This window comes from Shinella sp. WSC3-e, assembly GCF_945994535.1.
Lineage (GTDB): Bacteria > Pseudomonadota > Alphaproteobacteria > Rhizobiales > Rhizobiaceae > Shinella > Shinella yambaruensis.
Genome location: NZ_OZ000531.1, coordinates 49,200 through 69,587 on the forward strand (window position 1 = coordinate 49,200; position 20,388 = coordinate 69,587).

The 20,388-nt window shown below is 65.7% G+C and carries 20 protein-coding genes; 2 read left to right on the plus strand and 18 right to left on the minus strand.

Annotated features, from left to right (window positions below; genetic code table 11):
- From AABF56_RS23440 to AABF56_RS23455, 4 genes are all read right to left on the minus strand, one after another.
- Nucleotides 1–1,077, minus strand: coding sequence for an LLM class flavin-dependent oxidoreductase (locus AABF56_RS23440; protein WP_272807989.1), 1,077 nt, complete (start codon nt 1,075–1,077; stop codon nt 1–3).
- 23 nt (nt 1,078–1,100) lie between these two features.
- Nucleotides 1,101–2,615: an aldehyde dehydrogenase gene (locus AABF56_RS23445; protein WP_272807988.1), complete on the minus strand. Its 1,515-nt coding sequence runs from the start codon at nt 2,613–2,615 to the stop codon at nt 1,101–1,103.
- A gap of 1 nt (nt 2,616) precedes the next feature.
- Nucleotides 2,617–3,609: a flavin reductase gene (locus AABF56_RS23450; RefSeq protein WP_272807987.1), complete on the minus strand. Its 993-nt coding sequence runs from the start codon at nt 3,607–3,609 to the stop codon at nt 2,617–2,619.
- Nucleotides 3,610–3,735: 126 nt separating this feature from the next.
- Nucleotides 3,736–5,538, minus strand: coding sequence for a helix-turn-helix domain-containing protein (locus AABF56_RS23455; RefSeq protein ID WP_272807986.1), 1,803 nt, complete (start codon nt 5,536–5,538; stop codon nt 3,736–3,738).
- Nucleotides 5,539–5,704: 166 nt separating this feature from the next.
- Here AABF56_RS23455 and AABF56_RS23460 point away from each other — a divergent pair, with 166 nt between their 5' ends.
- Entirely contained in the window at nt 5,705–6,292 is a 588-nt protein-coding gene (locus AABF56_RS23460) for an amino acid synthesis family protein (RefSeq protein WP_272807985.1), read from the plus strand.
- Between the two features lie 62 nt (nt 6,293–6,354).
- On the opposite strand, the gene AABF56_RS23465 is transcribed toward AABF56_RS23460, so the two are convergent.
- From AABF56_RS23465 to AABF56_RS23510, 10 genes are all read right to left on the minus strand, one after another.
- Nucleotides 6,355–7,431, minus strand: a complete 1,077-nt coding sequence (locus tag AABF56_RS23465) for an ABC transporter ATP-binding protein (RefSeq protein WP_272807984.1) — start codon at nt 7,429–7,431, stop codon at nt 6,355–6,357.
- A complete protein-coding gene (locus tag AABF56_RS23470; protein ID WP_245082513.1) occupies nt 7,428–8,228 on the minus strand; it encodes an ABC transporter permease in 801 nt (266 codons plus the stop codon). The genes AABF56_RS23465 and AABF56_RS23470 overlap by 4 nt, the downstream gene beginning before the upstream one ends.
- A gap of 1 nt (nt 8,229) precedes the next feature.
- Nucleotides 8,230–9,081: an ABC transporter permease gene (locus tag AABF56_RS23475; protein ID WP_245082511.1), complete on the minus strand. Its 852-nt coding sequence runs from the start codon at nt 9,079–9,081 to the stop codon at nt 8,230–8,232.
- Nucleotides 9,082–9,150: 69 nt separating this feature from the next.
- Entirely contained in the window at nt 9,151–10,161 is a 1,011-nt protein-coding gene (locus tag AABF56_RS23480) for an ABC transporter substrate-binding protein (protein WP_272807983.1), read from the minus strand.
- Nucleotides 10,162–10,194: 33 nt separating this feature from the next.
- A complete protein-coding gene (locus tag AABF56_RS23485) occupies nt 10,195–10,524 on the minus strand; it encodes an NIPSNAP family protein (protein ID WP_272807982.1) in 330 nt (109 codons plus the stop codon).
- 5 nt (nt 10,525–10,529) lie between these two features.
- Nucleotides 10,530–11,993, minus strand: a complete 1,464-nt coding sequence (locus AABF56_RS23490) for an aldehyde dehydrogenase (RefSeq protein WP_272807981.1) — start codon at nt 11,991–11,993, stop codon at nt 10,530–10,532.
- Nucleotides 11,994–12,000: 7 nt separating this feature from the next.
- The gene (locus AABF56_RS23495; protein WP_272807980.1) at nt 12,001–13,038 is read right to left on the minus strand and encodes an LLM class flavin-dependent oxidoreductase; all 1,038 of its coding nucleotides are present in this window, start codon (nt 13,036–13,038) and stop codon (nt 12,001–12,003) included.
- A gap of 3 nt (nt 13,039–13,041) precedes the next feature.
- On the minus strand, nt 13,042–13,962 hold the full coding sequence (locus AABF56_RS23500; RefSeq protein ID WP_272807979.1) for a flavin reductase: 921 nt from the start codon (nt 13,960–13,962) through the stop codon (nt 13,042–13,044).
- Nucleotides 13,963–13,996: 34 nt separating this feature from the next.
- Nucleotides 13,997–14,788, minus strand: coding sequence for an alpha/beta fold hydrolase (locus AABF56_RS23505; RefSeq protein ID WP_272807978.1), 792 nt, complete (start codon nt 14,786–14,788; stop codon nt 13,997–13,999).
- Nucleotides 14,763–15,362 carry an amino acid synthesis family protein gene (locus tag AABF56_RS23510; protein WP_272807977.1) on the minus strand — a complete coding sequence of 200 codons (600 nt, stop codon included), beginning with the start codon at nt 15,360–15,362 and terminating at the stop codon, nt 14,763–14,765. Before AABF56_RS23510 ends, AABF56_RS23505 begins: the two co-directional genes overlap by 26 nt.
- 100 nt (nt 15,363–15,462) lie before the next feature.
- Between AABF56_RS23510 and AABF56_RS23515 the strand changes: the two genes are divergently transcribed.
- Nucleotides 15,463–16,143, plus strand: coding sequence for a GntR family transcriptional regulator (locus AABF56_RS23515; protein ID WP_245082490.1), 681 nt, complete (start codon nt 15,463–15,465; stop codon nt 16,141–16,143).
- Nucleotides 16,144–16,238: 95 nt separating this feature from the next.
- On the opposite strand, the gene AABF56_RS23520 is transcribed toward AABF56_RS23515, so the two are convergent.
- The 4 genes from AABF56_RS23520 to AABF56_RS23535 form a co-directional block, all read right to left on the minus strand.
- Nucleotides 16,239–17,435 (minus strand): M20 metallopeptidase family protein, encoded by a 1,197-nt coding sequence (locus tag AABF56_RS23520; RefSeq protein WP_272807976.1) that lies wholly within the window; start codon nt 17,433–17,435, stop codon nt 16,239–16,241.
- Nucleotides 17,436–17,507: 72 nt separating this feature from the next.
- Nucleotides 17,508–18,509 carry an ABC transporter ATP-binding protein gene (locus AABF56_RS23525; RefSeq protein WP_272807975.1) on the minus strand — a complete coding sequence of 334 codons (1,002 nt, stop codon included), beginning with the start codon at nt 18,507–18,509 and terminating at the stop codon, nt 17,508–17,510.
- On the minus strand, nt 18,506–19,486 hold the full coding sequence (locus AABF56_RS23530; protein ID WP_272807974.1) for an ABC transporter ATP-binding protein: 981 nt from the start codon (nt 19,484–19,486) through the stop codon (nt 18,506–18,508). The genes AABF56_RS23525 and AABF56_RS23530 overlap by 4 nt, the downstream gene beginning before the upstream one ends.
- Nucleotides 19,483–20,388, minus strand: a complete 906-nt coding sequence (locus AABF56_RS23535; RefSeq protein ID WP_245082480.1) for an ABC transporter permease — start codon at nt 20,386–20,388, stop codon at nt 19,483–19,485. Before AABF56_RS23535 ends, AABF56_RS23530 begins: the two co-directional genes overlap by 4 nt.

Genomic DNA, 20,388 nt, shown 5'->3' on the forward strand with positions numbered 1-20,388 from the left:
TCAGTGTCCCACGGCGGCCCGCTTGCGCTCGCTCTCGCGCGCGGCGAAGACGGGCATGACTTCCTTGACGAAGAGCTCGATCGAACGCTTCTGCAATTCGAAGGGCAGGTTGAAGGTCAGGCCGAGACAATACTGGTCGACGCCCGCGGCTTCATAGACCATCAGCTTTTCGATCACCTCGTCCGGCGTGCCGAACATCAGGTTCCTGCGGATATTGTCCGGATTGTAGTTCTCCTTGCCCTTCACCGCCTCGTAGGGCACGGCCTCGGGAAAACCGTCCTTCACGGTGCCGATGTTCTGCATCAGGTTCTCGAAGGCGCGGCCATAGTCCATGCTGTGCCGCACGGCGCGCTCCCAGCCATCCGGCCGGTCGTAGACGCAGGTGCGGCGCTGCATCATGAAACGCGGACGCGGGACTTCCGGATGGTCGGCCACGGCCTTCCCGAACTTGTCGGCAAGCACCTGGATTTCCGCGGCGGGGGCGGAAAGCGGCGTCGAGAGGATGGAGGCGCCGTTGGCGATCGCCCAGTCGAACGTGCCGGGATCGCGCGCGGCGACCCAGATGCGCGGATGCGGCGCCTGAAGCGGCTTCGGCACGGCGGCGGTGACCGGGAACTTCCAGTAGTGGCCCTCGTGGGCATAGTCGCCGGCCCACAGCTTCTTCACCGCGGGCACCAGCTCCTTCATGTAGGCCACGCCCTCCTGCTGCGGCATGCCGCCGGCCATGCGGTCGAACTCGTACTGATAGGAACCGCGGGCAATGCCGAATTCGAGGCGGCCGTTCGTCAGGTGGTCGCAGAGCGCGGATTCGCCGGCAAGCCGGATCGGGTTCCAGTAGGGCGCGACGAGCGTCGAGGTGCCGAGCCGGATGTTCTCGGTATGCTGCGCCAGCCAGACGAGCGTCTGGAACGGGTTCGGCGAGATGGTGCATTCGAGCGTGTGGTGCTCGGCCGTCCAGAGCATCTCGAAACCGCCCTCATCCGCCATGCGGGCCAGCGTCAGCAGATTGTTCTTCACCGTGGCCATCGGCACCTCGGGCGAAAAACGTTCCATCGTGAGCGAGACTGCGAACTTCATGGGATTCTGCCTTTCGATGCTTGTTATTTGAGGCGGATGACGAAGGGGTCCTGCATGGCGCCGGAATAGTCGATGATGACGTTCTTCAGCCGCGAGAACTCGTACATGACCTCGAAGCCGCCACGCCGGCCGTAGCCGCTTTCCTTGAAGCCGCCGTTCGCGGACATGAAGGAGGCGGAACGGTAGGTGTTGATCCAGACCGTGCCCGCATCGATGCGGCTGGCGAAGCGCAGCGCCCGGTCGATGTCCTTCGTCCAGATGCCGGAGGCGAGGCCGTAGCGCGTGTCGTTGGCGAGCTCGATCATTTCCTCCTCGTTACGGAAGGGCATGACGCCCACGACCGGCCCGAAGAGTTCGTCGCGCATGAAAGCCATGTCGTTCCCGGCATCCACCATGACGGTCGGCTCGAAATACCAGCCGCCCGGCGCAAGCTCCGCCTGCTGCGGCCGGCCGCCGCCGACGGCGACCTTCGCGCCTTCCCTGACGCCCGAGGCGACGTAGGATTCCACCTTGGAAAGCTGGTCGGCGAGTGCCAGCGGGCCGATATCGGTGTCGTCGACGGTCGGCAGGCCGACGCGGATGCGCCGGGTCCGCGCCACGAGCGCCTCGATGAACCGGTCATAGACACCGGCCTCGACGAAGCAGCGCGAGCCGGCCACGCAGGTCTGGCCCGCGGCGGCGAAGACGCCGGAGACGACGCCGTTCACCGCATGCTCGATATCGACATCGCCGAAGACGACATGGGGCGACTTGCCGCCAAGCTCCATCGAGCAGGGCACGAGGTTTTCAGCGGCATTGCCGGCGATGCGGCGGCCGGTCGCGGTGCTGCCGGTGAAGACGTATTTGGCGACGCCGGGATGACGCGTCAGCGCCTCGCCGGCGCTCCTGCCCGTACCGGTCACCACATTGACGACGCCGGCCGGGAAGCCCGCTTCATGGATGAGTTCGGCGAGCGCCAGCGTCGAGGCCGTGGCATGCTCGGAAGGCTTGATGACGACGGTGTTGCCGATGGCAAGGCACGGCGCGAGCGTGCCGGTGAGCAGCATCAGCGGCGAATTCCACGGCGTGATCATGCCGACCACGCCGAGCGGTTCACGCAGGTTGAGGTTCAGCGTGTCGAGCCGGTTGATCGGGATCGTGTCGCCCTGCAGCTTGTCGGCCATGCCGGCGAAATAGTGGTAGCTGTCCGGCATGGCGCGCATCTGGGCGCGGGTCTCTTTCAGGAGCTTGCCGTTGTCGCGCGTCTCGATCTCGGCGAGCGCATCGGCATTGGCGCGGACCAATTCGGCGAGGCGGCGGACCAGCGCACCGCGATCGGTCTGCGTCATGCGCCGCCAGGCGGGATCGCGGAAGGCGGCGGTGGCCGCAGCGACGGCGGCTTCGACGTCATCGGCGTCGGCCTCGGCGAATTCGTACCAGGGCTCTCCGGTCGTCGGATCGAAGCTCCGGATGTAGGTGCCGTTCTTCGGCGCGACGAACTCGCCGCCGATAAACAGCTGCTGGCGCGAACCTTCGATGGTGCTGACGGTCGTCTTCATGTCATTGTCCTTGGTCTTGGGAGGCCTGGAGCCAGGCGCGGGCTTGCCCGTCGATCATCGCGACGCGGCCGCCGTCGTGGGAATCCATGTAGATGCCGAAGCGGCCCGCCTGCCGTTCGCGCACATAGCGGCGCAGCATGGAGCGCAGTTCGTGGGTCGCGATCGCCGCGTAGGGCAGATCGTCGATCGGGAAGAAGCGAAGGCTTTCCGGGAGGCCGATCTCCGCCCCCTCGCCCGCCAGCCGGGCGCGGTAGACGAGATAGCCGGGATCGCTGTCGGCGACGTCGAAGACGGAATAGAGGAAGGTCTCCTCCGGCACGAGGCGGAGCGCATCGCCGCCATCCACCACGAGTTCGCTGTCGGCCTTGCGGCGGCGCGCGGAGGGCAGGACCCAGCCGCCCTTGCCGTCCGCCCGCAGCAGCAGGCCGTCGCCGGCCTCGATGAGATAGCCGATGATCATGCCGTGCGAGGCGAGCCAGCCCGTCGGCAGCGGATCCTTCACGCTGGCATAGCGTCCGCGGCAGAAACCGAGCGGGGCCGTCGGGCTGGTGCCGAAAGCCCGCACCCGGCCGATCAGGATCACATGATCGCCCGCGTCGACGGCGTTGTGCAGGCTGCAGTCGAACCAGGTGAGGCTGTCCGTCAGCACCGGCGCGCCGGTATGCGCCCGGTCGTGATTGACCGACAGGAACTTGTCCGGCGCCTTGGAAGCGAAGGTGGCGGAGACATCGACCTGGCCTTCATGCAGGATGTTGACCGCGAAACAGTCCGCCGCGGTGAAGGCCGCATAGCTGGAAGCGGACTTGGCGACGCAGACCAGCAGCAGCGGCGGATCGAGCGAGACGGAGGTGAAGGAATTGGCCGTCATGCCGCGTGGTGTGCCGTCGGCTTCAAGCGTGGTGATGACCGTGACGCCGGTGACGAAGGTACCGAAGGCCCGACGCAGCGCGACGGGATCGATCGGTGCGTCCAGTGCTGCCGCCTCTTTCACCATGCCCTCGTTCTCCTCCGCGGTTTGTTGGGAGGAAGCTAGCCGGGGTGGACCGGCGCTTCTTCCTGCCGGGCGGAGGAGATGGCAAAAGAGTTCTGCTACGGTTCGTAGGAGATCCGAACGGACCGATCAGCGCTCGCCGAGAGCATGATTGTCGATGACGCTGTGAAGGCGGAGGGCGAGCTCGACGGCAAAACGCCGTTCCGGCGTTTCCACGTCGATGCCGAAAAGCTCCTGGATGCGCGCCAGCCTGTAGCGCAGCGTCGTTACGTGCAGGCCAAGACGATCGGCACAGGCCTGGCTGCGGCAGCCCCCCTCCAGATAGGCGGAAAGCGTTTCGAGGTAGGGCGTTCCGTTTTCACGATCATGTTCGGCAATCGCGCCGATGCTGGCACGCACGAAATTGCGGACGTCGCCGACATCGGCGGCCGAAACGAGCATGGGCAGGGGTCCGAAATCCTGCGTCGAAAGCGCGCCCGTCAGCCCGAAGGAACGGCCGATGCGGATCATCCGATTGCACCGTTCCCAGGCCGTGGCGTAGTCGTCAAGACCGATGCAGCGGCTTCCGGCAACGACGATCGGCGCCTCGCCGAGATAGCGGCTGAGGTCGTCGGCGATACGCCGCATGAGTTTCGTCGAGCGCTCCTGCCGGGGCGATTCTTCATACGGCATCAGGCATACGAGCCCGCCATCGATTGCCACCAGCACGGCCTCGATAGAAGCCTGCTGCAGGACGCGCGACAATGTATGCTCCACGTCGATCGAGCCGCCGCCCAAGGCCTTGGCGCGCTCGGGAAAATCGACGACGATCATCTGCTGTGCGAGCGACAGATCGAGGCCGAGCCGGGCGGCGCGCTGGCCAATATCGGCTGCATCACGCCAGCGCCGCTCCACGATCTCGAAGAAGAGCTCGCTTTGCGTGCGTGTCTCAAAGCGGAAGCGCAGGAAGCTGCGCATCATCTGGACGCTGAGCGCGTATTTCGCGCTGTCGAGCATGAGCTGGTCCAGTTCGCCTTCAGCCGCCGCGGAGGGAAAGATGACGAGTGCGCCGACCTGCTGGCGATCCACCGTCAAGGGCTCCACGCGGGCAAAGACACGCAAACGCCGCGCGCCGTCCTCAAGAAAGATCGGCGCCGCAGCGGTGCTGCCGCGCTCCACCGCATCGCGCGCCGCCCGCATCAGCGCGCGCGCGAAAACCGTCGGCGCGGCCGATTGCCATGCCGCATCGTCGACATCCGCCAGGGGCGAGCGTCCCGCAATAAGCTGATTGACCGTGAAGTCCACGACGACCAGCGGATTGGGCAGCAGCCTTCCAACCATTGCAGCGAGCGAGGAGACGGAACCGTCGCTGAGCACATGCTCCAGCAGCGAGGTGTGGGCCGCAAGCGCCCGATCGAGCCGCTCCGACGCGCTTTTCTCCGCCGCGAGCCGATGCTGCTTTTCCAACGCGATCGCGCCGAGATGCAGGATGGTGCCGAGGAAGGCGAGATCATCCTCGGTCACGTCGGTCACGGTGCGCGCAATGACGCTCAGCACCATCGGGCGGCCCTCGGCATCGGCACAGTCCATAGGCATGACGAGGACGGTGCGATAGTCCCGCTCGAAAGCCTCCTTGCGATAGCCCGGGAACTCGGTGCTTTCGCGCGCATCGCGGATATAGACAGGCTCATTGCGCTGAAGCGCGATCAGCGACGGGCTGGTGGCAAGCTCCCAGCGATCGGGCAGGTCCCGCTGGATGAGCGTCGGATCGTGGCGGACGATGACATGGGCATAACCATGCGCGGCATCGATGCCCATGATCGAGCCGAGTGCCCAGTTGGCGTGCCGGCAGGCGGCCGCGACGAGGTGCTGCAACACGGTCGCAAGGTCGCCGCCGATGTTGATCTGGCTCGCCACGTCGCGCAGCGAGAGTATGCGAGATTTCTGATCCAACGCGCCACGCACTCCCGTCTTTCGGACCCGGATAATGCGATGCACCGCAGCTTAAATCTACTCGTTTTCATAGGAGGTGTTCGCCCCTTCCTCCTCCGAATGGCAGGAAGACCCTGCGCCGTCGCGCGCTAGGCTGGGGAGACATTCAATAGATGGTGGAAACGACATGGCACTCGGCATTCGAAAGATCTGCACCTTCCTGGAAGAAACCCATGTCGAAGGCGGCAAAGCGACGCCGCGGCCCGTCAGGATCGTCGTCGTGGCCGCCATCATCGAGAACCCATGGGCTGGCAAGGGCTTCGTGGAAAACCTGCGGCCGCAGATCGTCCGCATCGCCGGGCCGCTCAGCGAGGAAATGACGCGCCGGCTGCTCGCGCAAATGCCGGCCGAACAGATCGAGGCCTGCGGCAAGGCGGCCGTCGTGGGCATCAACGGCGAAATCGAGCATGCCTCGGCGATGATCCACACCCTGCGCTTCGGCAATCCTTTCCGCAACGCGATCGGCGGCACGAACTATCTCGAATTCGCCAATACACGCAACGCACCCGGCGCGCTGCTCTCGCTGCCGATGATGCACAAGAGCGAGACGGGCAAGCGGTCCCACTTCCTCACCGCCAATTTCCAGATTGCCGACGCGCCGCACCCGGACGAGATCGTCGTCTCCATCGCCGCCGCCGACGGCGGGCGCCCTCATGCGCGCATCGCCGACCGGTTCCAGGACATGGCGGAAATGGAGGATGCCGCCGCTACCTGACGCTTCCTCGCTTTGCGTTCCCTCGTCCTTTCGAAGAGCAGCCTTCCGGCTGGGGGCAGGATTCAGGCAAAGGCGTGGGCGGAGGCCGTGTCGAAGGTCAGCCAGGCCTTTTCGCCGCGCGCAAGGCTCGAAATCGCCTCGTGGCCGAACGGCAGGCGCACCGAAAGATCGGCACCGGCCGACGTCGCGGTGCTGACCTCGACATTGTTGCCGAGGAAGGTGATATCCCGCACCGTCACGGCAATGCCCGAGGGGACCGAGGCGCGTGACAGCGACAGGCGTTCCGGGCGCAGCATCAGCGATGCCTTGCCGCTTGCCGTCGACGCCCCGTGCAACGGCACATCTTCGACGACGGCGCCATCGCCCAGCGAAAGCTTCGCCTTGCCGGCATGGCTCGCCACGACGGTCGCATCGAGAAAATTGCTGTCGCCGATGAAGCCTGCAACGAAGCGGGTCGCCGGGTTGGAATAGAGTTCGGGACCTGTGCCGATCTGGTCGATCTCGCCCTGGCTGAAGACCGCGATGCGGTCGGACAGGCGCAACGCCTCCTCCTGGTCATGCGTGACATAGAGGATGGTGACGCCCGTCTCCTGGTGGATGCGGCGGATTTCGAACTGGATCTCCTCGCGCAGCTTCTTGTCGAGCGCCGAGAGCGGCTCGTCCATCAGCAGCACCGGCGGGTTGTAGACGAGCGCGCGGGCGAGTGCGACGCGCTGCTGCTGGCCGCCGGACATATTGGCCGGCATGCGATCCTCGACCCCCTCCAGGCGCACGAGCTTCAGGGCCGCCTTCACGCGCTCGGCGATCTCGGCCTGCGGGCGGCGGCGGATGCGCAACGGGAAGGCGACGTTCTCGCCGACGGACAGATGCGGGAAGAGCGTATAACGCTGGAACACCATGCCGATGTTGCGCTTGTGCGACGGCGTCGACAAGAGGCTCCGGCCCTTCAGCAGGATGTCGCCGTCCGTCGGATCCTGGAAGCCGGCAAGGATATAGAGGGTGGTCGACTTGCCGGACCCCGAAGGGCCGAGGAAGGTCATGAACTCGCCCTCGGCAATGTCCATGCCGACGCTCTTGACGGCCGTGACCGTGCCGTAGGTCTTGCGGATGCCGCGGATGCTGAGGAAGGGTTGGGTCATGCTTTTCGTCCCTTGCGGAAGAGTGCTGCGACGATCATCAGGAGGATCGTGAAGGCGATGAGCAATGTGGAGGCGGCGGCGATCACCGGCGTCAGGTCCTGCCGGAGCGTGGACCAGATCTTCACGGGCAGCGTCTGCAGGGTCGGGCTGGCCATGAAGATCGCCAGCACCACCTCGTCCCAGGAGGCGAGGAAGGAGAAGACGGCGGCGCCGAAGATGCCGTGGCTGACGGCCGGCACCGTCACGCGCAGCCGCGCCTCCCACGGGCTCGCCCCGCACAGGATGGCCGCGTCCTCGACCGAGCGGTCGAAGCCTTCCAGCGCATTGCCGATCGAGATGATCGAGAAGGGCAGCGCGATCAGGAGATGGGCGATGATGAAGGCAAGCGTCGTGCCGGCAAGGCCGAGCTTCAGGAAGAGCGCATAAAGCGCCACTGCCAGCACCACGACGGGCAGGATCATCGGCGTGAGGAACAGCGCCCGCAGGAAATCCCGGCCGGGAAAGCGGCCACGATTGAGGCCGAGGGCGGCAAGGAAGCCGATCACCACGGACAGCACCGTGACGATGGCCGCGATCTTCAGGCTCGTCAGCGCCGAATAGAGCCAGCGCGGATCGGCGAAAAGATCCTGATACCATCTGAAGGTCCAGGAGGGCGGCGGGAAGATCAGCCATTGCGAGGAGCCGAACGAGAGCGCGGCGATGAAGACGATGGGCAGGATCAGGAAGAGGCAGACCAGCGCGACGAGGGCGATGAGGGCGGTGCGCAGCCCGCCGAGCTTGTCGAAGTCGAGCAGCATGTCACGTCCCCCGGGCCGGATTGAAATAACGCAGCTGGACCGCGTAGAGCGCGAGGGTGACGACGAGCAGCACCAGCGCGGCCGCGCCCCCCATGCCCCAGTTCACCAGCGACTGCACGAACTGCGCGACGAGTTCGGCGAGCATCATGTTGGCGGTGCCGCCGAGGAGGGCGGGCGTCACGAAATAGCCGAGCGACATGACGAAGACCATCAGCGCGCCGGCGGCGATGCCCGGCAGCGACAGCGGCAGCAGCACGCGCCAGAAGCATTGCAGCCGGCCGGCGCCGCACAGCGCCGCAGCGCGCAGGATCGCCGGATCGATGGCGCGGATCACGCCCATCAGCGGCAGGATGACGAAGGGCAGCATGATATAGGTCATGCCGATGGTGACGCCGACGAGATTGTTGACGAGCGCCAGCGGCTGGTCGATGAGGCCAAGGCCCATCAGTGTCTTGTTGACGACGCCGGTACGCTGCAGCAGCACCATCCAGGCATAGGTGCGGGCGAGCAGGTTCGTCCACATAGACAGGATGATGATGGCCAGCACGATGCGCGACCACCGTTCCGGCATGATGGCGAGCAGCCAGGCGACCGGATAGCCGATGACGATCGAGACGAGCGTGACGACGCCGGCCACCATGAACGTGTTCAGGAAGACGCGCAGATAGGTCGTCGAACCGAGGAGAACCGCATAGTTCTGCAAACCGGGCTCCGGTTCCAGCACGCTGCGCACGAGCAGCATGAGCACCGGCACGATGAAGAAGAAGGCAATGAGCAGCAAGGCCGGCAGGAGATAGCCGAACGTGCCCTCGCGCTTCGTTTTGACGGCGCCTGTCGCTACCGTAACAGCCATGATCGATCATCCAGTGGATTGGGAAGCGGGCCGGCAGCTGCCGGCCCGCCATCGTCTTGGGAGATGGCCTTACTTCGCCTGCCAGGCGTACCAGCGGGTGCCGATCTCGTCGCGATGCTCGGCCCAGTAGCCCATGTCGGCGTTGACCTGGGTATCCGCCTGCATGTCCGGCAGCGAGTTGCGCAGTTCCGCGTCCATCAGGGTGCTGGCATCGAGGTTGATCGGCGCATAGCCGGTCGCGGTGGCGAACTGTGCCTGGGCCTGATCGCTGGTGGCCTGCGCGATGAACTTCATCGCCGCATCCTTGTTCTTCGCGCCCTTCGGTACGACCAGGGAATCGGCTGCCGTGATGTTGTTCGTCCAGGACGTCTCGACGGTGACGCCGGTTTCGGCGAGTGCCGTCAGGCGGCCGTTCCAGAACGAGCCGAACGGCGCCTCGGCGGAGGCGAGAAGCTGCTGCGACTGGGCGCCGCTGTCCCACCAGACGATATCCGCCTTGATCGTGTCGAGCTTCCTGAAGGCGCGGTCGAGATCGAGCGGATAGAGCTTGTCGGCGGCAACGCCGTCGGCCAGCAGCGCCGCCTCGATCACGCCCGGCGCGGACCACTTGTAGAAGGTGCGCTTGCCGGGGAATTTCTGGGTGTCGAACAGATCCGCCCAGGTCTTCGGGCAGGCCTCGACCGCGTCCTTGTTGCAGCCGATCACGAAGGAATAGTAGAAGCTGCCGACGGAATAGTCCGTCACGAAGCGCGGATCTAGCTTGGTCTTGTCGATGACGGAGAAGTCGAGCTTTTCGAGAAGGCCCGCGTTGCCGGCCTGGACCGCGTAGTCGCCCTCGACGTCCACGACGTCCCAGGTCACGTTGCCGGCTTCCACCATGGCCTTGATCTTGCCGTAGTCGGTCGGGCCGTCCTGCGTGACGGCGATGTTGCTCTCCGCGGTGAAGGCATCGGCCCAGTAGGTCTTCTGGGCGTCCTGCGTGGTCCCGCCCCAGCTCGTAAAGACCAGGTCCTCAGCCGCGGCGTTTCCCGCAAGCAAGAGCGTCGTCGAAAGAAGCGCGATTACCAGTCTGCTTTTCATGTTTCCATCCTCCCGGTTCGGTTGATATCGTCGTCAGGCCGGCACGCTGCCGCCAAGCGGCGAAAAGGCGGCCGGTGTCATGATCTTGTTGTCCGCGGTGACGATCAGGTCGCGGATCTTCGGCAGGAAGGCCTGCCAGTCTGGATCGGCGGCAAGGCGCGCGCGACGCGCCTGCCGGTCGTCCAGGCTCGCAAAGCTCCAGATGTGGACGATCTCGTTGACCGGTCCGATCTCCGAGGAGAAATAACCGACGAGATTGCCGAGATGCTTCTTCTGGATCGCGATGCCGGTTTCGCCGACCACCTTGAGGTATTCGGGAATGCCGCCGTTCTTCAGCCGGTAGGTGCGGATTTCGACAAACATCGCCGTCACCGCATCACGAAGGGATCGGGGATCGGATCGTCGGACGTCCGGAGCCACACGGTTTTCGTCTTCGTGTAGTCGAGCGCGGCGGCAAGCCCGCCCTCGCGCCCCTGCCCCGACTGGCCATATCCGCCGAAGGGCGCGATCGGCGAGACCGCGCGATAGGTGTTCACCCAGACGATGCCAGCGCGGATGCGCTTGATCATGCGGTGGGCGCGGGCAAGGTCGCGCGTGAACACGCCGGAGGCGAGCCCGTAGGGCGTGGCGTTCGCAAGCCGCACCGCCTCCTCCTCGCTCGTGAAGGAAAGCACGGAAAGCACCGGCCCGAAGAGCTCGGTCTCCACCGAGGCGGCGGACACGCCGTCGCAGTCGAGGATGGTGGGGACATAATAGAAGCCGCCGCCCTCTCCTGCCCGGCCACCGGTCACAAGTTTCGCACCCGCCTCCAGCGAGGCGGCGACGACCGCCGCGATATGGTCGCGCTGCCGGCGCGTGCACAGCGGCCCGACTTCCGTCGCCATGTCGAGCGGCGCGCCGATGCGGATGGCTTCCGCCTTCGCCTTCAGGATGTCGAGGAACCGGTCCTTCACCGAAGCCTCGACGATGAGGCGCGAGCCGGCGACGCAGCTCTGGCCCGTCGCGGCAAAAATCCCCGCGACCTGCGCGTTGGCCGCGCTGTCGAGATCCGCATCGGCAAAGACGATGAAGGGCGACTTGCCGCCGAGTTCGAGCGAGGTCGTGGCAAGGTTTTCCGCGGAATTGCGCACCACGGCCGCCGCCGTCGCCGGGCCTCCGGTGAAGGCGATGTGATCGACGCCGGGGTGACGGGTCAGCGCGCTGCCGCAGGTCGGGCCGAAGCCTGTCAGGATATTGACGACACCCGCCGGAAAGCCCGCCTCGTGCACGAGCCGCGCGAATTCGAGAAGCGGCGCGGGGCCCTCCTCCGAGGCCTTGACGACCAGCGTGCAGCCGACGGCGAGCGCCGGGCCGATCTTCACGGCCGAGAGGAAAAGCTGGCTGTTCCACGGCACGACCGCGGCCACGACGCCGATCGGCTCGCGCCGCGTCCAGACATCCATGTCCGCCTTGTCGATGGCGAGCGTCGCGCCCTCGATCTTGTCGGCAAGGCCGGCATAATAGCGGTAGTAATCCGCGACATAGGCGATCTGCGCGGAGGTCTCGCGGATGATCTTTCCGGTGTCGCGGGTCTCCAGTTCGGCGAGCGTGCGGGCATTGGCCTCGACGAGATCGGCAAGCCGGTAGAGCAGCTTGCCGCGGGCCGTCGCGGTCATGGCCGGCCAGGCTCCGTTCCAGAGTGCGCGCTGCGCGGCCTTCACGGCACGATCGACATCGTCTTCGCGCGCTTCGGGCATCGCCGCCCAGACCGTCCCGGTCGCCGGATCGATCGAGTCGAACCGTGCCGCGCCGTCTTCGAAGGTTCCGTCTATATATTGCTGGAAGCTCTGCATGGCGGCCTCACCGGAATGCCGGCATGACATCGGCGATGAAGCGTTCGAGCGACGCCTTCTTGCGTGCAAAGCTCATGCCCGTGTCGATCCAGAACGAATATTCGTCATAGCCGAGATCCTCGTAGACCTTCAGCCGCTTGATCACCTCGTCCGCCGTGCCGATCGGCATGTTCTCGCGCATCTTCTGCGGCGTGAGGTTGGGATTGGCGGCAAGCTCTTCCTCGCTCAGACGCTCGATGAGACCCTGGCTGATCGGCCGCTCGTTCTTGAACCAGGCGAAGAAGTAATTGTAGTAGGTGCTCACTTCATTCGCGGCCTGCGCGATATCGGCCTCGTCGGAGCCGACATAGGTGTGCAGCAGCAGCATGATCTTCGGGCGCGGCACGCCCGTCGCCTTCTCGCAGGCCGCATCGAAGCGCTCCATGAGGCTGGCGATTTCCGCCTCGCCATTGGCAAGCGGCGTGCACTGCACGTTGCAGCCGTTGGCGACGGCGAATTCGTGGCTGTTGGGATCGCGCGCCGCGACCCAGATCGGCGGGTGCGGCTGCTGCACCGGTTTCGGCGCGGAGGTCGTCTTCGGGAATTTCCAGAACTCCCCGTCGTGGGCATAGTCGCCCGCCCAGAGCCCCTTGACGGCCGGGATCAGCTCGCGCATCCGCTGGCCGGCGCCCCAGGCATCGAGGCCCGGCAGGAGCCGTTCGTATTCGAAGCTGTAGGCGCCGCGCGCGATGCCCACGTCGAGCCGGCCGCCAGCGATGATGTCGGTCATCGCCGCTTCGCCGGCAAGCTTGATGGGATGCCAGAACGGCGCGATCACCGTGCCCGTGCCGAGGCGCACATTCTTCGTGCGTCGCGCAAGGTCCGCGATGTTGACGAAGGGGTTCGGCGCGATGGTGAAGTCCATGGCGTGGTGCTCGCCGGTCCAGATGGCATGCATGCCGCCCTTGTCCGCGATCTCGCACAGCGCGATGAATTCCTCATAAAGGTCCTGATGGTTCTGGCTGGCATCCAGCCGTTCCATGTGAACGAACAGGGAGAATTTCATGGCTTACCCCTTTGCAGCCACGGCGTGCACGCGGCCCTTTTCCTGATTTCCGAAATAGACGCCGAAATTGCCGAGCGTGCTTTCCTGCGCAAAACGCGTGACGATGTCGCGCACCGCACCGTCGGCGATCTCGGCCACCGGCGGAGCCTGGACGGGAAAGAAGCGGCCGCTCCTTGCCGTCCCGTCTCCCAGTTCGGCGCGGTAGACGACATGTTGCTGGCCGGTTTTCGTGTCCTCGTAGACGGAGTAGAGAAGCCCGGTCATGAGCGTCAGACCCACCGTCTGCGCGATATGATGCTCCAGGGCCTCCATGCCGTCACCCTCGGCCTTTTCGACGAACGGCAGCGTCCAGCCCCCCTTGCCGTCATCGACCAGGAGGAGTTCACCGTTCCGCACGGCGACTGCGCCGAGAAGCAGGCTTTCGGCCGAGGCGAGCAGGCTCTTTTCAGCGAGCGCCGGCGTGAAATACCCGCCGCGCGCATAGCCGAGGCCGGTCTTGCCGCTGTTGTCGAAACCCTCGACCCGGCCGATCAGGATCACATGATCGCCGGCATCGACGACCTCATGCGTCGCGCAATCGAACCAGGCGGCAACATCGGCGAAGACGGGCGAACCGTGCGGGCCCGGCCTCCAGTCGACGGCCGCGAAACGGTCCTCGACGGGGCGGGCGAAGGTGTTGGAAACCTCCTTCTGCCCTTCCGAGAGGATGTTCACGCCAAACCCCTTCGCGCCGGTCAGCGTCGCGTAGTTACGCGAGGTCTTCGCCAGGCAGACGAGGAGCAGCGGCGGATCGAGCGAAACGCTGGTGAAGCTGTTGGCGGTGAAGCCGATCGGCGCGCCCGCATCGTCTACGGTCGTGACGACGGTGACACCGGTCAGGAATGCGCCGAAGGCGTCGCGCAGGGCTCTCGCGTCTGGTATCATGGTCTCCTCCCATGGTCCGTGAGGACCGAATGTTTCAGCTCGTCGCCAGCCAGTCCGCAAGCGCACGGTTCACCGCGTCGGGCGCCGTCAGGTTCACCATGTGACGGTGCCCCTCGATCACCACGGCCCGTCCCCGGCGGGCGGCAGCGGCCATGTCCCGCGTCATGCCGGCGGTCGAATTCAGGTCCCCGTCCCCCGTCAGAAAGAGCGCCGGGCATTCGACCCCGGGCCAGCAATCCGCATAGACCGTATCCCCGCCGGCAAAGGCCGCGTAGGCCGCGGCATAACCTGACGGGTCCACCGCCTGCAGCAGGTCGTGCACCAGGATGTAGGCGTCGGTTCCCGCCTCCTCCTCGGAAAACCAGCGGGCCAGCGGCGCCACCCGGTCGAAGTCGCCGGACCCGATTTCCCGCGCCCGCGCCTCCACAGCCTTCCGCGCGTCCGGCCCCCGCCGGTAGACGCCATTCAACAGCGCAACCCGCCGCACCCTCCCGGGCGCCGTCGCCACGATGCCGTTTGCGATCAGCGCGCCCATCGAATGGCCCGCGACATTGACCGGCCCGGCATCGACCTCCTCCAGGAAGCGCTGGAACCATGCCACATAACGGTGCAGGTCCGGCGCGCCATCGAGCGCATTCGAAAGGCCGTGACCGGGAAGATCGACCGCGATCACGCGATACCCTTCCGCCAGCCGCTCGATCTGCGGCCCCCAGGCCTCGATGCGCATGCCGACGCCGTGGATAAGGACGAGGGCCTCATCCCCCGCGCCCCGCTCCAGATAGGCCGCGCCCGAAGGCGTCTTAGACCGCGGCAGGATTTGCAACATCGTGGCCCAGCTCCTTGAGGTCCTGGTACCGGTCACCGATGCGGTGATGCGGGCGACCGCCAATGGAAGCGCCAAGCGCCAGCACGATCTCGTCGGCGGCCGGCGCGTCCGGGACCGCGCACTGAATGGTGAGGTAGTGCGACCGGCGGCCCTCGTCGTTCTTGTCCATCAGCGGGATCATGATCGGCGCATTCGCCGGGCCGCGCGTGTTGCAGAAGGCGAGATAGGACTTTGCGCCCACGGCGCTGCGGTAGTGGTTGCCGAAACGAAGCGTGTGGATAAGGGCGGACGCATGCTCTACCTCGCCGTCCAGGCCGACGACCGCCGACTTGCCATAGGCTTCGACGGCTTCGCCGGAACCGGCCTCATCGATGATCATCCCGGTCAGGAGCTCGCCGAGGACCGGAGCGACGGCATGGATTTCCGGTTTCAGGTCCTCGACGAAACCGCGGCCAGCCCATGGGTTTTTCACGACGGCCATGGCCGCGATCAGCTTGAGCGGCCGTGCGGCCTTTCTGCCGCCCTCCACGAACGTCGTCTCCACATGCAGCAGCGTTTTCCGGACCAGCGTCACCGAGGCATCCTCCTGTCTTTCATCTGCTCATATTTTGGTATACCATAAGACAAAGTGTCAAGCCATTGTCTCGAACTTTTTTTGCGGCTATGAGTCCAGCATGACAAAGAACGCCGAAAGCCTCGCGGCCCTCCGCATCGAAACCCCGCCGACAACGCTCCGGGAGATTGCGCTCGACCGCATGCGCCGCGCCATCATCGGCGGCCTCTTCGAGCCGGGCGAGCGGCTGGTCGAACGCACGCTCTGCGACCAGCTCGGCGTCTCGCGCTCCGTCATCCGTGAGGTCATTCGCCATCTCGAGGCGGAAGGGCTCGTCGAGATGCTCGCCAAGCAAGGACCGATCGTCGCAAAGCTCGATTGGGATGATGCGCGGCAGATCTACGAGATCCGGGCCGCGCTGGAATCAACCGCGGTCGCCGATTGCGCGCGCGTTGCCGGCCCCGACGTCAAGGCGCGGCTGCGGAAAGCGATGAACGAACTGGAAGAGACATCGAAGCAAAACTCTCCCGTCGGCGTGCTCGATGCCACCACGGAGTTCTACAAGGTCGTCTTCGAGGCTGGCGGCCACAACATCGCCTGGGAAATCGTCAGCCGCCTGAACAGCCGCATCTCGCGGCTGCGCGTCATGACGCTCTCGACATCGAACCGCATGGCGTCCGGCCCCTCGCAAATCCGGGAAATCTTCAAAGCGATCGACGCCAATGACCCCGCTGCCGCCGCCGCGGCCTGCCGCGCCCATGTTGGCGCAGCTTCGGCGATCGCGAAGACGATCCTCGCCTGATCATCCGAATAAAACGCGACCGCCGAAAATCGGCGGCCGTGTGCAGTCATGCCAAGGCTCGATGGTCATTAAAAGCACCGCCGACCGGCATCCCGTCAGCTCAGGAGGTCGGCCGCCGTCCTTGCCAGCGCCAGCGTTCCGAAGGCGATGGACCGCTCGTCCGGCTGATAATGCGGATTGTGCACCTTGTCTGATCGTCCCGGCTGGGAGGAACCGACAAGCAGCCGGAATGACGGAACGATTTCAGCGAAAAGCGCAAAATCCTCGCCGCCCATGCTCGGCTCGTAGTCGAAGGCGACGTCGCCGAGCTGCGCCCTGATCGCATTGACGGTGCGCTGGAGCATGCCCGCATCGTTGAAGATGGGCGGCGTGCCCCGTCTGTAGGTGAGCTCGCATCCTGCCCTGAAGCTCAAACCCACCCCCTCGCAGAGCCGGCGCAGGCCGACCTCCGCCGCGTCGCGCGCCTCCGGCTGCCGGCTGCGCACCGTTCCCTTCAGTTCGCACCGTTCGGGAATGATGTTTCTCGCCTCCCCCGCATGGATCGAGCCGACCGTCACCACGCAGGCGTCGAGCGCCCGCACGTCTCGCGACACGATGGTCTGCAGCTGGCCGATCAGCTGGGCCGCGATGACGATCGGATCGACGGCGGCGTAGGGACGGGCGGCATGTCCGCCCTTGCCCTGCACGGTGATGTCAAAGGAATCGACCGCGGCATTCGCATAGCCGTGCACGATACCGAACTGGCCGACCGGTATTTCAGGCCGGTTATGCAGGCTCAGCGCCATGTCGACGCCCTCCATGACCCCGTCGGCGATCATTTCCCTGGCACCGCCGATGGCCTCCTCCGCCGGCTGGAAGACCAGGCGAACGTCACCGGCCAACCGGTCCTCCAGGCGCTTCAGCACGGCGCCGACGGCCAGCACCGTCGCGGTGTGGAGATCGTGACCGCAGGCATGCATACGGTTCGGGACCTTGCTCGCATAGGCCAGCCCCGTCTCCTCCTGCATCGGCAGGGCGTCCATGTCCGCGCGGATCAGCAATGTGGGGCCGGGCCTCTTGCCGTGAATATGCCCGACGACGCCGGTGCGGCCGACGCCGGTCTGGTGGTCGATCCCGAGGCTCGCCAGGGTCTGCGCGACGAGGGCCGCGGTCCGGACCTCCTCGAAGGCGATTTCGGGATATTCGTGGATGCGCCTGCGGACATCGACGAAACGGGCCTCGTTTTCATTGACGATCGCGGCAATCAGCGACGCCACGTCGTTGACGCCGGAATGGGAAACCTTCTCAGCCACGGCTGACCTCCTGTTCTCGGATTTGAAATTACGGATGCGACCGGGCCCTGGTCGAACGCTCCAGGCGCTCCGTCAGCCGTTCAGATGGCAGGCCGACAGATGTCGCGGCGCCACCTCCTTGCGGATTGGCACCTCCACCCGGCAGCGCTCCATGGCGAACGGACAGCGGGGATGGAAATGGCACCCCTTCGGCGGATCGAGCGGGCTGGGCAGTTCGCCTTCCACGGCCTTGAAACGCCGCTTTCCGGTTTCGATCCGGGGAACTTCCGCAAGAAGGGCCTTCGTATAGGGGTGGTTAGGACGCCGGAAGACATCCTCGACGGGCGCTTCCTCGACGATGCGGCCGAGATACATGATCGCGACGCGGTCGGAAATGTGCTCCACCACCCCGAGGTCATGGCTGACGAAGAGATAGGTCAGGTCCAGCCGGTCCCTGAGGTCCATGAACAGGTTGATCACCTGGGCCTGGATGGAGACGTCGAGGGCGGCGACGCTTTCGTCGCAGACAAGGAATTGCGGCTGCACCGCCAATGCCCGCGCGATGTTGACGCGCTGGCGCTGACCGCCGGAGAACTGGTGCGGATAACGGGCCTTCATGGACGGGTCGAACCCGGCCAGCGTCAGGTAATTGTCCACGTAGGAGGCGCGTTCCGCCGAGGTCGCCAAGCCATGCGTCTTCGGCGCCTCCCAGATGATGTCCTCGATCGTCATGCGCGGATTGAGGGCGGCCATCGGGTTCTGGAAGATCATCTGCGTGGCAAGGCCGGCCTCTTTCTGCTCGGCGGCGGACATCGCCCGGCGATCCACGCCCTTCCACAGGACATTGCCGCCAGTCGGCGCGGCGATCCCGGCGATGACGCGGCCGAGGGTCGATTTTCCGCAGCCGCTCTCGCCGACGAGGCCGACGACCTCGCCGCTGCGGATGCTGAGGCTGACGCCATCCAGCGCATGGACGACCGGGGCGGGTTTCGCCAGCTTCAGGCTGAGCGCGATCTTCGCGGCAAGGTCCGGCCTGGCGCCGAAACGCTGCGTTATCGTCCTGGCCTCGATCAATGGGGTCTCGGCAGCCGTCATGATGCAGATACTTTCGTCACGGGATGGATGCAGCGGAAGGATCGCTCGCCCGCAAGCGCGAGCTCCGGCATGACAAGGCAGCCGTCGTCCGCCCGCTCGCAGCGCGTGCGAAAACTGCAGCCCTGCGGAAGACGGTTGAGGGCCGGCGTCATGCCGTTGATCTGGTGCAAGCGCTCCCCGCGGTGGTTCTGCGACGGCACGGAGGCGATCAGGCCTGCCGTATAGGGATGGCGGGGATCGTTCAGAACCCCGGAGACGGGGCCGGTCTCCACCAGCCGGCCGGCATACATCACGGCGATGTCGTCGGCCAGCCGCGAAACGATCGCGAGGTCGTGTGTGACCCAGATCACCGCGGTCCTTGCCTCTTCGGTGAGCTTCTGGAACTCCGCGATGATCTGGCTCTGGATCGTCACATCGAGCGCTGTCGTCGGTTCGTCGGCGATGATGAGGTCCGGCTTGTGCAGGAGCGCGATGGCGATGGCCACCCGCTGGCGCATGCCGCCGGAAAACTGGTGGGGATAGGCCGCAAGCCGCTCCTCGGGGCTCGGGATGCCGACGAGGCCGAGCGCATCGCGGGCGCGCTGCCGGGCGGCTTCCTTCGATACGCTCTCGTGGGCCAGCACGGCCTCGATCATCTGCGTGCCGACGGACAGGACTGGATTGAGCGTCATCGTGGGATCCTGGAACACCATCGCGATCCGCTTGCCGCGGAGGCGGCGCATCTCCTCCTCCGAATTCCGGCTGATATCGACGCCGTCGAAAAAGATCTCGCCCGCGGCGATGCGGCCGGGCCGTTCCAGAAGCCGGATGATCGAAAAGCCGGTGACCGACTTTCCGGAGCCGGACTCGCCCACAAGGCCAAGCACGCGGCCGCGCTCGACGGAGAAGGACACGTCGTTGACCGCCCGGGTGCCGGGCTGTCCCTTGCCGCCGCCGAACTCGGTGACCAGGTTGCGTACCTGCAAGAGCGCGCTCATGATGCATTCCTCGGATTGAGCACGTCGCGGAGGCGGTCGCCGACCAGGTTGATGGCGACGATGGTGACCAGGAGCGCGATGCCGGGAAAGAAGCTGATCCAGTAGAGGCCCGTCAGCAGATACTGGTACCCCGTCGAGATCAGCATGCCGAGCGAGGGTTCGGTGACGGAGGCGCCGAGGCCGAGGAAGGAAAGCGTCGCCTCCAGGCCGATGGCGCGCGCCACCTGCATCGTCGCGATCACGATGACGGGGGCGAGACAGTTCGGCAGCAGGTGCCGGAAGAGGATGCGCCAGCCCGGCAGGCGGAGCATGCGCGCCGCCTCGATATATTCCTTCTCGCGCTCGACGAGGGCGGTGGCGCGGACGGTGCGCGCATAGGTCGCCCATTCGGCGATGATCAGCGCGATGACGACATTCAGCACGCCCTTGCCGAGGATCGCCAGCATCATCAGCGCCATCAGGATCGTCGGGAAGGACAGCTGCAGGTCGACCAGGCGCATGATCACGGTTTCTGTCCGGCGCCCCATATAGGCGGCGAACAGCCCGGCCGTCGTGCCGATGATGGCGGCGGCGAAGGCGGAGAGCACGCCGACCAGCAGCGACGTGCGAAGGCCGTAGAGAATGCCGGACAGGATGTCCCGGCCCTGGCTGTCCGTGCCGAGGTGATAGACGAGGCCGGTCATGGATTCCGACCCCGGCGGCAGGCGCCCGTCCATAATGTCCAGCTGCATCAGGTCGTAGGGGTTCTGCGGCGATATCCAGGGCGCAAGGAGCGCCAGGCAACAGATGACGAGGAGGGTGACGAAACCGATCGCCGCCGCCGGCGAGGCGAAGAAATCGGCGAGATGCTTGGAAAGCCGGCCGGGTTCCGGAAGCGTCTCTTGCATATCGTGTTCGGCCAT

Coding starts and splice junctions, on each gene's coding strand:
- AABF56_RS23485 (WP_272807982.1), bottom strand. CDS start 10,524: ATGTTTGTCGAAATCCGCACCTACCGGCTGAAGAACGGCGGCATTCCC.
- AABF56_RS23505 (WP_272807978.1), bottom strand. CDS start 14,788: ATGTTGCAAATCCTGCCGCGGTCTAAGACGCCTTCGGGCGCGGCCTAT.
- AABF56_RS23465 (WP_272807984.1), bottom strand. CDS start 7,431: ATGACCCAACCCTTCCTCAGCATCCGCGGCATCCGCAAGACCTACGGC.
- AABF56_RS23535 (WP_245082480.1), bottom strand. CDS start 20,388: ATGGCCGAACACGATATGCAAGAGACGCTTCCGGAACCCGGCCGGCTT.
- AABF56_RS23470 (WP_245082513.1), bottom strand. CDS start 8,228: ATGCTGCTCGACTTCGACAAGCTCGGCGGGCTGCGCACCGCCCTCATC.
- AABF56_RS23440 (WP_272807989.1), bottom strand. CDS start 1,077: ATGAAGTTCGCAGTCTCGCTCACGATGGAACGTTTTTCGCCCGAGGTG.
- AABF56_RS23445 (WP_272807988.1), bottom strand. CDS start 2,615: ATGAAGACGACCGTCAGCACCATCGAAGGTTCGCGCCAGCAGCTGTTT.
- AABF56_RS23530 (WP_272807974.1), bottom strand. CDS start 19,486: ATGAGCGCGCTCTTGCAGGTACGCAACCTGGTCACCGAGTTCGGCGGC.
- AABF56_RS23450 (WP_272807987.1), bottom strand. CDS start 3,609: ATGGTGAAAGAGGCGGCAGCACTGGACGCACCGATCGATCCCGTCGCG.
- AABF56_RS23495 (WP_272807980.1), bottom strand. CDS start 13,038: ATGAAATTCTCCCTGTTCGTTCACATGGAACGGCTGGATGCCAGCCAG.
- AABF56_RS23490 (WP_272807981.1), bottom strand. CDS start 11,993: ATGCAGAGCTTCCAGCAATATATAGACGGAACCTTCGAAGACGGCGCG.
- AABF56_RS23500 (WP_272807979.1), bottom strand. CDS start 13,962: ATGATACCAGACGCGAGAGCCCTGCGCGACGCCTTCGGCGCATTCCTG.
- AABF56_RS23475 (WP_245082511.1), bottom strand. CDS start 9,081: ATGGCTGTTACGGTAGCGACAGGCGCCGTCAAAACGAAGCGCGAGGGC.
- AABF56_RS23515 (WP_245082490.1), top strand. CDS start 15,463: ATGACAAAGAACGCCGAAAGCCTCGCGGCCCTCCGCATCGAAACCCCG.
- AABF56_RS23480 (WP_272807983.1), bottom strand. CDS start 10,161: ATGAAAAGCAGACTGGTAATCGCGCTTCTTTCGACGACGCTCTTGCTT.
- AABF56_RS23525 (WP_272807975.1), bottom strand. CDS start 18,509: ATGACGGCTGCCGAGACCCCATTGATCGAGGCCAGGACGATAACGCAG.
- AABF56_RS23460 (WP_272807985.1), top strand. CDS start 5,705: ATGGCACTCGGCATTCGAAAGATCTGCACCTTCCTGGAAGAAACCCAT.